Source organism: Kosakonia sp. S57 (assembly GCF_016516575.1).
GTDB lineage: Bacteria > Pseudomonadota > Gammaproteobacteria > Enterobacterales > Enterobacteriaceae > Kosakonia > Kosakonia cowanii.
This window is the reverse complement of sequence record NZ_JACVUL010000008.1, coordinates 219,072-230,661: the sequence shown is the minus strand read 5'-3', so window position 1 is coordinate 230,661 and position 11,590 is coordinate 219,072. Positions and strand designations below refer to the sequence as shown.

The window sequence follows — 11,590 nt, the reverse complement described above, 5'->3', positions numbered from 1 at the left end:
ACCGCTGGCAACAAAGGATAAGGGTTGCGCTCGTTGCGGGACTTAACCCAACATTTCACAACACGAGCTGACGACAGCCATGCAGCACCTGTCTCACAGTTCCCGAAGGCACCAATCCATCTCTGGAAAGTTCTGTGGATGTCAAGACCAGGTAAGGTTCTTCGCGTTGCATCGAATTAAACCACATGCTCCACCGCTTGTGCGGGCCCCCGTCAATTCATTTGAGTTTTAACCTTGCGGCCGTACTCCCCAGGCGGTCGACTTAACGCGTTAGCTCCGGAAGCCACGCCTCAAGGGCACAACCTCCAAGTCGACATCGTTTACGGCGTGGACTACCAGGGTATCTAATCCTGTTTGCTCCCCACGCTTTCGCACCTGAGCGTCAGTCTTCGTCCAGGGGGCCGCCTTCGCCACCGGTATTCCTCCAGATCTCTACGCATTTCACCGCTACACCTGGAATTCTACCCCCCTCTACGAGACTCAAGCCTGCCAGTTTCGGATGCAGTTCCCAGGTTGAGCCCGGGGATTTCACATCCGACTTGACAGACCGCCTGCGTGCGCTTTACGCCCAGTAATTCCGATTAACGCTTGCACCCTCCGTATTACCGCGGCTGCTGGCACGGAGTTAGCCGGTGCTTCTTCTGCGGGTAACGTCAATCGACGCGGTTATTAACCGCATCGCCTTCCTCCCCGCTGAAAGTACTTTACAACCCGAAGGCCTTCTTCATACACGCGGCATGGCTGCATCAGGCTTGCGCCCATTGTGCAATATTCCCCACTGCTGCCTCCCGTAGGAGTCTGGACCGTGTCTCAGTTCCAGTGTGGCTGGTCATCCTCTCAGACCAGCTAGGGATCGTCGCCTAGGTGAGCCGTTACCCCACCTACTAGCTAATCCCATCTGGGCACATCTGATGGCAAGAGGCCCGAAGGTCCCCCTCTTTGGTCTTGCGACGTTATGCGGTATTAGCTACCGTTTCCAGTAGTTATCCCCCTCCATCAGGCAGTTTCCCAGACATTACTCACCCGTCCGCCACTCGTCAGCAAAGCAGCAAGCTGCTTCCTGTTACCGTTCGACTTGCATGTGTTAGGCCTGCCGCCAGCGTTCAATCTGAGCCATGATCAAACTCTTCAATTTAAAGTTTGATGCTCATCGAATTAAACCGTAATGAATTACGTGTTCACCCGTGAGACTTGGTATTCATTTAGTGTCCGAGGACATTAAGAATCCATGTCACCTGAGTGCCCACACAGATTGTCTGATAAATTGTTAAAGAGCAGTTGCGACGCGCTTCAGCGCTCTGTCGCGAGGTGGCGTATATTACGCTTTCCTCTTTCAGAGTCAACCCTGAATTTCAGGATTTTTTCTCTTCCGACTTAACGTCGCTGCAAGCTGTTGTTTGCTTAGCGCCGTGTCGATGGAGGCGCATTATAGGGAGCCTACGAGGAATGACAAGCGGAAAAATGCATTTTTATTTCAACCGCTCATCTTTTCAACATAACGGCTATTTTTGGTGCTTTTTAATCGCTGCAGGCAGCTCCGCAAGGCTATTTAACACCCAATCTGCACTTTTTTCCGCCTCTGGCGTCACTGGCTTACCGGTACGTACCAGCACTTTCGTGCCGACGTTCGCTGCCGCACCCGCCTGCATATCTTCCATTTTGTCGCCCACTATATAAGAAGCGGCCATATCAATGTTCAGGAAGTCACGCGCAGAGATCAGCATGCCCGGCTGCGGCTTACGGCAATCGCACTCCTGGCGATACTCCTCTACGCTCGCTTCAGGATGATGCGGGCAATAGTAGATACCATCAAAATCGACATCGCGATCGGCAAGAGACCAGTCCATCCATTCGGTCAGCGTTTCAAATTGCGCTTCACTATATAAGCCACGCGCAATACCAGACTGATTGGTGACGAGCACCAGCGCATAGCCCATCGCTTTTAATTCACGCATGGCATCAATGACGCCATCGATAAACTCGAAGTTATCGATCTCATGAACATAGCCGTGATCGATGTTAATCGTGCCGTCACGATCGAGAAAAATAGCGGGTACTAAAGTTGCCAAAGGTTTACTCCTGATAAAGGCCGTGTTGCGCCGTAGTATCTCATGTTTCGCTACGCAGGAAAGTGCTCATCATAACAGCGCGACATTGATTTAGACGTCTGGATGCCTTACCATCCGCTCTGTTTACGGCTATTTCCCGTAACCGGCAGAACAAAATGCCACGGCTCACTCTTATACGATAAAAATAATCTAATGATTAAACTTTCGAATATCACCAAGGTGTTCCAACAGGGAAACCGCAAAATTCAGGCGTTAAACAACGTCAGTCTGCATGTGCCTGCTGGTCAAATATATGGCGTGATTGGCGCATCCGGCGCAGGGAAAAGTACGCTGATTCGCTGCGTAAACCTGCTTGAGCGCCCATCACAAGGTAGCGTGCTGGTCGACGGTCAGGATCTGACCCAGCTCTCTGAAGCGGAATTAACCAAAGCGCGCCGCCAAATCGGCATGATCTTCCAGCACTTCAACCTGCTCGCTTCCCGCACGGTGTTCGGCAACGTGGCGCTGCCGCTGGAGCTGGATAACACCCCGCGCGAAGAGATTAACCGCCGCGTTAAAGAACTGCTCGATCTGGTCGGCCTTGGCGATAAGCACGACAGCTACCCGGCCAACCTCTCCGGCGGGCAGAAACAGCGTGTCGCCATTGCCCGTGCGTTAGCCAGCAACCCAAAAGTGCTGCTGTGCGATGAAGCCACCAGCGCCCTTGACCCGGCGACCACCCGTTCGATTCTTGAATTATTGAAAGACATTAACCGTCGCCTGGGGCTGACCATTCTGTTGATCACCCATGAGATGGACGTGGTGAAGCGCATCTGCGACTGCGTGGCGGTAATCAGCAATGGCGAATTGATTGAGCAGGATACCGTCAGCGAAGTCTTCTCCCATCCGAAAACGCCGCTGGCGCAGCAGTTTATCCAATCGACGCTGCATCTGGACATCCCGGAAGACTATTTACAGCGTCTGCAGCCTGAGCCGCAGGCGGATAGCGTTCCGATGCTGCGCATGGAGTTTACCGGCCAGTCGGTCGACGCGCCGCTGCTGTCGGAAACCGCCCGTCGTTTCAATGTGAATAACAACATTATCAGCGCGCAGATGGATTACGCTGGCGGCGTGAAGTTCGGCATTATGCTGACCGAAATGCACGGCACCGCGCAGGATACGCAGGCGGCCATCGCCTGGCTGCAAGAACACCATGTAAAAGTAGAGGTACTCGGTTATGTCTGAGGCAATGATTTGGCTGTTCGCCCGCAGCATCTGGGAAACGTTGTTTATGACCTTTGCCTCCGGCCTGCTCGGTTTTATCGTCGGCCTGCCGTTCGGCGTATTACTTTATGTGACCCGTCCCGGCCAGATTATGCAGAACCTCACGCTCTATAGCGCGATTTCGGCCACGGTCAATATCTTCCGCTCTATCCCCTTCATTATTCTGCTGGTGTGGATGATCCCCTTTACCCGCGTCATCGTTGGCACCTCGATCGGCCTTTACGCAGTGATCGTGCCGCTAACCGTTGGCGCCGCGCCGTTTATCGCCCGTATGGTGGAGAATGCCTTGCTTGAACTGCCAGCAGGTCTGATTGAAGCGTCTCGCGCAATGGGTGCTACGCCGATGCAGATCATCCGCAAGGTATTGCTGCCGGAAGCGCTGCCGGGGCTGATCAATGCTGCAACCATTACCCTTATCACGCTGGTCGGTTACTCAGCGATGGGTGGTGCCGTGGGCGCGGGCGGTCTTGGCCAGTTAGGTATTCAGTACGGCTATGTCACCTATAACCCATTAGTAATGAACACGGTTTTAGTATTGCTTGTGGTTTTGGTTTACTTAATTCAATTCGCGGGCGATCGTATCGTCCAGGCTGTGACGCACAAATAACGTTACACAACATAACGACTCTGACAGTAAGGAATAACTGATGGCTTTTAACTTCAAGACCTTTGCCGCCGTTGGCGCGCTGATCGGCTCTCTGGCGCTGGTTGGCTGCGGCCCGGATGAAAAAGATCCGAATCACATCAAAGTCGGTGTGATTGTTGGTGCTGAGCAGCAAGTTGCGGAAGTGGCGCAGAAAGTAGCAAAAGAGAAGTATGGCCTCGATGTTGAGCTGGTCACCTTTAACGACTACGTGCTGCCGAACGAAGCACTGAGCAAAGGCGATATCGACGTTAATGCCTTCCAGCATAAACCGTACCTCGATCAGCAGATCAAAGATCGCGGCTTCAAACTGGTGCCGGTCGGCAACAGCTTTGTCTACCCTATCGCTGGCTACTCGAAAAAGATCAAAGCGATCTCCGAGCTGCAGGATGGTTCTCAGGTTGCCGTTCCTAACGATCCGACCAACCTTGGTCGTGCCCTGCTGCTGCTGCAGAAAGAGGGTCTGATCAAACTGAAAGATGGCGTTGGCCTGATGCCGACGGTGCTGGACGTTACTGAAAACCCGAAAAAGCTGAAGATTGTTGAGCTGGAAGCCCCGCAGCTGCCGCGCTCACTGGACGATGCGCAGATTGCGCTGGCGGTGATCAACACCACTTATGCCAGCCAGATTGGCCTGACCCCGGAAAAAGACGGCATCTTTGTTGAAGACAAAAACTCTCCGTACGTAAACCTGATCGTCGCGCGTGAAGATAATAAAGACGCGGAAAACGTGAAGAAATTTGTGCAGGCGTTCCACTCTGACGAAGTCAGCGAGGCCGCCAACAAAGTCTTTAACGGCGGCGCGGTGAAAGGCTGGTAATCTCATCAGTCTGTAATATCATTCAGGGCGGGCGAAAGCCCGCCTTGTCATTTGTGCACGCCCTTGTTTCAATACGGCGTTAAGAAAATTTTTGTGAGGATACTTTTATGCGTGCTTTCCCGATCTGTCTATTAGCACTCACGCTGAGCGGCTGTTCGTTGCTAAGCAGATCACCTGTCGAACCCGTGCAGAACAGCGCAGCGGAACCCAAAGCAGAGCCGCAAAAAGCGAAAGTCGCACGCGCCGCTCCCGTTCGCATCATTACCAACGCAGAAGAGCTGGTCGGCAAGCCGTTCCGCGATCTCGGTGAAGTGACCGGCGAATCATGCCAGGCCAGCAACCAGGATTCACCGCCGAACATCCCTACCGCCCGTAAACGCCTGCAGATCAACGCCTCGAAAAAAGCCAAAGCGAATGCCGTTCTGCTGCATAACTGCGAAGTCACCAGCGGCACGCCAGGCTGCTACCGCCAGGCGATCTGTGTCGGCTCTGCCCTGAATATCTCGGCCAAATGAGTCATTTTGCTTTCGAGCAAATCGGCGTTATTCGCTCACCCTACAAAGAGAAGTTCGCTGTCCCGCGCCAGCCAGGCCTGGTGAAACACGGCGGCGGCGAACTTCACTTGCTGACGCCTTACAACCAGCCCGATGCGATTCGCGGTCTGGAGGCGTTCAGCCACCTTTGGGTGCTGTTTGTTTTTCATCAGACCATGGAAGGCGGCTGGCGCCCAACGGTGCGGCCTCCGCGCCTCGGCGGCAATGCCCGCATGGGCGTGTTTGCCACCCGCTCGACGTTTCGCCCCAACCCGATCGGTATGTCGCTGGTCGAGCTGAAGGGCATCCGCTGCCATAAAGATCAGGTGATCCTGCAACTCGGTAGTCTTGACCTGGTCGATGGCACGCCGGTGGTTGATATCAAACCCTACCTCCCCTTTGCAGAAGCGCTGCCCGACGCGCAGGCTAGCTATGCGCAGTACGCCCCCGCCGCGACTGTCGCCGTAACCTTTGCACCTGAGCTTGCACCGTCGCTCGCCCTGCTGGAGAAACGCTTTCCCCACTTTGCCGCATTTGTGCAGGAGGTGCTGTCGCAGGATCCGCGCCCGGCCTACCGCAAAGAGGAGGAGCCGGGGAAAACCTATGCCGTCTGGCTGCATGATGTGAATGTCCGCTGGCGCGTTGTCGACGGCGGTTTTGAAGTGTTTGCCCTTGAACCACGCTAATTTTGAGCCCCTCTCTTTTGGCATCTCTGCCGGGCTGATAAACTAAACCACTTTTTTGTGTCAGGCCGCCTCCGGCCTGCTCCAATTGTCCAAATGGAACCGTAACAACATGCGTACTAGCCAATACTTGCTCTCTACTCTGAAAGAGACGCCTGCCGACGCCGAAGTGATCAGCCACCAGCTGATGCTACGCGCCGGGATGATCCGCAAACTGGCCTCCGGGTTGTACACCTGGTTGCCGACCGGTCTGCGCGTCCTGAAAAAAGTCGAAAACATCGTGCGTGAAGAGATGAACAACGCCGGTGCGATTGAGGTGTCCATGCCGGTCGTGCAGCCAGCCGACCTGTGGCAAGAGAGCGGTCGCTGGGAGCAGTACGGTCCGGAACTGCTGCGTTTTGTCGATCGCGGCGAGCGCCCGTTTGTGCTCGGCCCGACCCACGAAGAGGTGATCACCGATCTGATCCGTAACGAGCTGAACTCCTACAAACAGCTGCCGCTGAACTTCTTCCAGATCCAGACCAAGTTCCGCGATGAAGTGCGCCCGCGTTTCGGCGTGATGCGCTCGCGCGAGTTCCTGATGAAAGATGCTTACTCTTTCCATACCTCTCAGGAGTCGCTGCAAGAGACCTATGACGCGATGTACGCCGCCTACAGCAAAATCTTCAGCCGCATGGACCTTGATTTCCGCGCGGTGCAGGCAGACACCGGCTCCATCGGCGGTAGCGCATCCCATGAGTTCCAGGTGCTGGCGCAGAGCGGCGAAGATGATGTGATCTTCTCTGACTCCTCCGATTTCGCCGCTAACATTGAGTTTGCCGAAGCGCTGGCACCGAAAGCGCCGCGCGCGGCTGCCACGCAGGAGATGACGCTGGTCGATACGCCAAATGCGAAGACCATCGCCGAGCTGGTTGAGCAGTTCAATCTGCCGATTGAGAAGACCGTTAAAACCCTGCTGGTGAAAGCCGAAGAGGGTGCCAGCGCACCGCTGATTGCGCTGCTGGTGCGTGGCGATCACGAACTGAACGAAGTGAAAGCGGAAAAACTGCCGCAGGTTGCCAGCCCGCTGACCTTCGCCACTGAAGAAGAGATCCGCGCGCTGGTCAACGCTGGCCCGGGCTCGCTCGGCCCGGTTAACCTGCCGATCCCGGTAGTGATTGACCGTACCGTTGCCGCCATGAGCGACTTCTCTGCGGGCGCGAACATTGATGGCAAACACTACTTTGGCATCAACTGGGATCGCGACGTGGCGACGCCGGAAGTGGCGGATATCCGCAACGTGGTAGCAGGCGATCCAAGCCCGGATGGCAAAGGCACCCTGCTGATCAAACGCGGTATCGAAGTGGGTCATATCTTCCAGCTCGGCACCAAATACTCTGAGGCGCTGAACGCCGCCGTACAGGGTGAAGATGGCCGCAACCAGATCCTGACCATGGGCTGCTACGGTATCGGCGTGACGCGCGTTGTCGCGGCTGCCATTGAGCAGAACCACGACGATCGCGGCATCATCTGGCCGGATGCAATTGCTCCGTTCCAGGTTGCCATTCTGCCGATGAATATGCACAAGTCCTACCGTGTGCAGGAGCTGGCAGAAAAACTCTATGCCGATCTGCGCGCGCAGGGTATTGAAGTGCTGATGGACGACCGTAAAGAGCGCCCGGGCGTGATGTTTGCTGATATGGAACTGATCGGTATTCCGCACACCGTGGTGATCGGCGATCGCAACCTCGACAATGACGATATCGAATACAAATATCGTCGCAGCGGCGAGAAGCAAATGATCAAAACCGGCGATGTGCTGGATTACCTGGTAAAAGCCATCAAAGGCTAAGCCAATAAAAAAGCCCCGTTAAACGGGGCTTTTTTTATGCTGTCAGAGACTACTCATCGCAGCCTTTATCCGCGCTGAATTTGCCTTTGTTATTGGTCACCAGCACTTTCTGCGCCGCACCGGTATCCGGGTTCGGCTCCAGCGCAAAATGCCCCTCCACCACCAGCAGAATCGGTTTCAGCTCCGTGCCGCGCGCCGCCGCATAATCGCGCTCAAGCTGCGCATTGCTGGCAACCGCCACCTCTTTTCCGGTCGCGCAATCGGTAAAGACCGCCGCATCCGCCATATATTTATACATGCCGCGCATCGCCATTGGCGTGGTTGGCAGTGGCGCTTTTACCGGCTGCAGGGTGTAGTTGAGCGACGACTCAATCGGGTTACCCTCCTGATCCAGCATCTCCAGCGCTTCCCCCTTCGCACGGAAATAGGTTTTGTCGCCCTGGCTATCGGTGAGGACTAATTTATCCGCCGTGCGCGCCCAGTTGCCATAGGTGCCGAATACCGATGGTGCTTTCGCGCCCTGGTAACGCTGGTTCATTACCCAACTGCCATCTTTTTGCAGAAACAGCGAGGTTTCAATACCTTCACAATCCGCGCAGGGCAATACACCTCGCCAGCTCTGCTGCATCGGTTTCAGCTCTTCGACCTGGGTCGGCTGCACCATCTCGGTCTCGTTACGGTTATTACAGCCGAAAAGGGCAAAGAGGGTACACCCTGCCGCAACGGCTAAAATCGCTCTGTTCACACTCGTTTCCTTATGCTTGTTCTCTTTCTGTTTATCCGCCGTCATGGCGACGGACTTTGCCGCGCAGAGATTTGACCGTCGACTTTTGTGATTTCGTCGATAACCGCCGCTCTTTCGAGGCGCGGGTCGGGCGCGTGGCCCGGCGGCTTTTCTGCACTACGGTTAACTCTTTAATCAACGCCACCAGGCGGGCTATCGCCGCTTCGCGATTCATCTCCTGGCTGCGATACTCCTGCGCTTTGATGACGATCCAGCCATCCTGGCTTATCAAATGGTGCGACACCTCCAGCAGGCGCGCCTTGTAATACTCTGGCAGGCTGGAGGCGCGAATGTCAAAACGCAGATGAATGGCGGTTGAGCTTTTGTTGACGTGCTGCCCGCCCGCGCCCTGCGAGCGCACGGCGGTGATATCCAGCTCATCCTCAGGCAGGGAGACGGAGCGGGAGATCTCAATCATGGTTGCTGCCAGGTTTCAAAATGGAACTCCACATTTTGCGTGGCATCAGAGAGCCAGATTGCGCCATCCTGCAGCGTCGCCTGCAGATTCATGGTGCGATCGTCGGCAAATGCGCTGAGCGCTGCCAGCTGTGCGTCATCCAGATACCAGATACTTAAATTGCTGAAGGTTGCGCAGCGCGCCTGGTTTTGCTGCCACCAGATATTCGCCGCCCGTGAGTTATAGGTAAAGAGCGCCACCTCTTTTGCCTGGTTGCACGCCTTCTTCAGCCGCTTTTCATCGGGCAGGCCAAGCTCAATCCACAGATCGATCCCGAGGTAGTCATTGCGCAGCCACGCTTCCGGCTCATCATCAGCGCTCAGCCCGCGCGTAAACTGCAACCGCTCGTCGGCATACTTTATCCAGGCCAGCAGGCGCAGCATCATGCGCTCCTGCGTTTCGGAAGGATGACGGGCCAGCGTCAGGGCGGCATCTAAAAACTGGTTCCGATCCATGTCGGCTACATTCACCGTCGCCTTATAAATTGTCGCTTTTAACGCCATTACATCCTCCTTCATAAAATGGCCGCCATTGTAGCGAAAATAAGCATAAAGCGCTGTTATCTCTTGCCGCGAGCGTTATTCATCACTCTGATAATGGTAAACAAGCTATGGTATAGTCACCTTGCTAAACAGAGGTTAACTTCGTAGGCTTAGTGTTATCTCACAGTAAAGCCGGGAGACTGGCAGGAGGTGATGTGGATAATTATTGTGAGCTAGTGCGCAAACGTTATGCGGAAATCGCCAGCGGAGATGTAGGGTATATCCCGGACGCGCTGGGGTGCGTATTGAAGGTCTTGAATGAAATGGCGTCGGATGACACCCTTTCAGAGTCGGTCAGGGATAAGGCAGCTTATGCTGCCGCGAACTTACTGGTGAGCGATTATGTCAATAAATGATGCCTATCAACCCATCAATTGTGATGATTATGACAATCTTGAACTCGCCTGCCAGCATCATCTTTTATTGAAGCTGGAAATGAAAGATGGCGAGGTACTCAGCGCCAAAGCGAACGATCTGCTATTACGTAAAAACGTTGAGTATCTGGTGATTGACGCCGCCGGGGAGACCCGAGAACTGCGTCTGGACAGAATCGCCAGCTTCAGCCATCCCGAAATCGGCACCGTAGTGGTGAGCGAGTCCTGAACAGTGCGGGCAGCGTCGCTGCCCGCTATCTTTGCCACGCCAGACGCACGCCCGTCTGCCCTGCCTCTTTTATCCCTTCCTGCGTTACAAACCGATCGGCCGCCGCAATCAGCGTATCGCCATAAAAGAGCAGCGGCGTGGCATCGCGCTGCCAGGGGGGAACGCCCAGCTCCTGCCAGATTTTTTTCAGCTTGCGCCCGCCGTGCCGACCCACAATGTGGATCAGGCCGGACGCCTGAAAGCGCACCGAAACCACTTCATCGACAGCGGGCGCGCGTAACTCACCGCCGGAGAGCAACGACAGGGATCCCAATCCCTGCGGTAAAGTGAGCGTGGCGAAAGGCGCAGGCCATGCAAGCTCGGCATCACGCGGATGCGCGGTGCGTTTCACCCACCATAAACACCCCTGATAGCGCCGCACCTCATCATCACCAACGCGCAGGCACGGCACCGCATCTTCCCGGGCGAGCGCCACCTCCTGCCACAGGCGATCGAGCATCGCCCGCGAAGGCATCATCGACCCGCGCTGCGCCAGCCAGCGGCGTAAAAGCGCTCGCCGCCGCGCATCGCTATAAGCGGTGAGAGGCGCAATCGTCAGCGCCCCCTCTGCGGTGGTGACGGTTGATAACGACTCCGCCAGCAGTTCATCAAGTAATTGTTCCTGTTCACCGCACAGCGCGGCACTGCGCGCTGCCGCGGCGGCAAAGTGCGGCCAGCGGGCATTTAACAGAGGAAGAATTGCCTGGCGCAGGAAGTTGCGATCGAAGCGTGTGTCGGCGTTGCTCTCATCCTCGATCCAGCTGAGATGATGATCGCGCACCCACTGCTCAAGGGACGCCCGGCTCTGGTTGAGCAACGGGCGGATCAGCTGCGTATCGCCAAACGGCAGGCTCTGCGGCATCGCAGCCAGCCCGGCAGGCCCGCTACCGCGTTTAAGCGCTAACAGCACCGTTTCAGCTTGATCGTCAAGATGCTGCGCGGTGACAAGCACCTCACCCGGCAGCAGGGCTTCGCGAAATGCCTGATAGCGGGCGGTACGCGCCTGTGCCTCAATCCCCTTCCCTTCATCCACCAGCGTGACGCGAACGGTTAATAGCGGGATCTGCCAGCGTTCACACAGTGACTCGCAGTGCGCCGCCCAGCGCTCGGCATTCGGGCTTAAACCGTGATGCACATGAATTGCGCGCAGCTGCACATCGGGGTGATCTTCACGCCAGAGCCGCAGTTGATGCAGCAAAACGGTGGAGTCGAGCCCGCCGCTAAACGCCACCAGAAACTGGCGTGATTCGGTCGGCAACGAGAGAAGCAGTGGCGTGGTCATAGTGAGTGTTAACACGGGAACAATGCCCGGCACGTTACCGG

Annotated in this window: 13 protein-coding genes and 1 rRNA gene; 8 read left to right on the top strand and 6 right to left on the bottom strand. The window is 55.8% G+C overall.

Features of this window, described 5'->3' with window-relative positions:
* Nucleotides 1-1,135, bottom strand: a 16S ribosomal RNA gene (locus IAE48_RS10420); the annotation flags it as partial.
* Nucleotides 1,136-1,502: 367 nt separating this feature from the next.
* Nucleotides 1,503-2,069 (bottom strand): D-glycero-beta-D-manno-heptose 1,7-bisphosphate 7-phosphatase, encoded by a 567-nt coding sequence (gene gmhB, locus IAE48_RS10415; RefSeq protein WP_076768864.1) that lies wholly within the window; start codon nt 2,067-2,069, stop codon nt 1,503-1,505.
* Between the two features lie 192 nt (nt 2,070-2,261).
* Between gmhB and metN the strand changes: the two genes are divergently transcribed.
* From metN to proS, 6 genes are all read left to right on the top strand, one after another.
* Complete coding sequence (gene metN / locus IAE48_RS10410) at nt 2,262-3,293, top strand: methionine ABC transporter ATP-binding protein MetN (RefSeq protein ID WP_023480497.1); 1,032 nt, start codon at nt 2,262-2,264, stop codon at nt 3,291-3,293.
* A complete protein-coding gene (gene metI, locus IAE48_RS10405; protein ID WP_187801388.1) occupies nt 3,286-3,939 on the top strand; it encodes a methionine ABC transporter permease MetI in 654 nt (217 codons plus the stop codon). Before metN ends, metI begins: the two co-directional genes overlap by 8 nt.
* A gap of 40 nt (nt 3,940-3,979) precedes the next feature.
* A complete protein-coding gene (locus IAE48_RS10400; protein WP_200134275.1) occupies nt 3,980-4,795 on the top strand; it encodes a MetQ/NlpA family lipoprotein in 816 nt (271 codons plus the stop codon).
* Between the two features lie 107 nt (nt 4,796-4,902).
* Complete coding sequence (gene rcsF / locus IAE48_RS10395) at nt 4,903-5,310, top strand: Rcs stress response system protein RcsF (RefSeq protein ID WP_139567574.1); 408 nt, start codon at nt 4,903-4,905, stop codon at nt 5,308-5,310.
* Nucleotides 5,307-6,014 (top strand): tRNA (N6-threonylcarbamoyladenosine(37)-N6)-methyltransferase TrmO, encoded by a 708-nt coding sequence (gene tsaA, locus IAE48_RS10390; RefSeq protein ID WP_200134274.1) that lies wholly within the window; start codon nt 5,307-5,309, stop codon nt 6,012-6,014. The genes rcsF and tsaA overlap by 4 nt, the downstream gene beginning before the upstream one ends.
* Nucleotides 6,015-6,123: 109 nt before the next feature.
* Nucleotides 6,124-7,842, top strand: a complete 1,719-nt coding sequence (gene proS, locus IAE48_RS10385) for a proline--tRNA ligase (RefSeq protein WP_042713892.1) — start codon at nt 6,124-6,126, stop codon at nt 7,840-7,842.
* 49 nt (nt 7,843-7,891) lie between these two features.
* Here the strand turns inward: proS and nlpE are convergent, their stop codons facing one another.
* From nlpE to IAE48_RS10370, 3 genes are read right to left on the bottom strand one after another with little or no spacing between them, the layout of a single operon-like run.
* Nucleotides 7,892-8,587 (bottom strand): envelope stress response activation lipoprotein NlpE, encoded by a 696-nt coding sequence (nlpE, locus tag IAE48_RS10380; RefSeq protein ID WP_200134273.1) that lies wholly within the window; start codon nt 8,585-8,587, stop codon nt 7,892-7,894.
* A 31-nt stretch (nt 8,588-8,618) separates the two neighbouring features.
* Nucleotides 8,619-9,044, bottom strand: coding sequence for an alternative ribosome rescue aminoacyl-tRNA hydrolase ArfB (gene arfB, locus IAE48_RS10375; protein ID WP_076768867.1), 426 nt, complete (start codon nt 9,042-9,044; stop codon nt 8,619-8,621).
* Nucleotides 9,041-9,586 carry a YaeQ family protein gene (locus IAE48_RS10370; RefSeq protein ID WP_076768868.1) on the bottom strand — a complete coding sequence of 182 codons (546 nt, stop codon included), beginning with the start codon at nt 9,584-9,586 and terminating at the stop codon, nt 9,041-9,043. The genes arfB and IAE48_RS10370 overlap by 4 nt, the downstream gene beginning before the upstream one ends.
* A 194-nt stretch (nt 9,587-9,780) precedes the next feature.
* On the opposite strand from IAE48_RS10370, the gene IAE48_RS10365 reads away from it, so the two are divergent.
* Nucleotides 9,781-9,981 (top strand): YaeP family protein, encoded by a 201-nt coding sequence (locus IAE48_RS10365; RefSeq protein ID WP_023480353.1) that lies wholly within the window; start codon nt 9,781-9,783, stop codon nt 9,979-9,981.
* Nucleotides 9,968-10,228 carry a Rho-binding antiterminator gene (gene rof / locus IAE48_RS10360; protein WP_023480196.1) on the top strand — a complete coding sequence of 87 codons (261 nt, stop codon included), beginning with the start codon at nt 9,968-9,970 and terminating at the stop codon, nt 10,226-10,228. The genes IAE48_RS10365 and rof overlap by 14 nt, the downstream gene beginning before the upstream one ends.
* A 25-nt stretch (nt 10,229-10,253) precedes the next feature.
* On the opposite strand, the gene tilS is transcribed toward rof, so the two are convergent.
* Nucleotides 10,254-11,564, bottom strand: coding sequence for a tRNA lysidine(34) synthetase TilS (gene tilS / locus IAE48_RS10355; protein ID WP_370569003.1), 1,311 nt, complete (start codon nt 11,562-11,564; stop codon nt 10,254-10,256).
* Nucleotides 11,565-11,590: the final 26 nt, after the last annotated feature.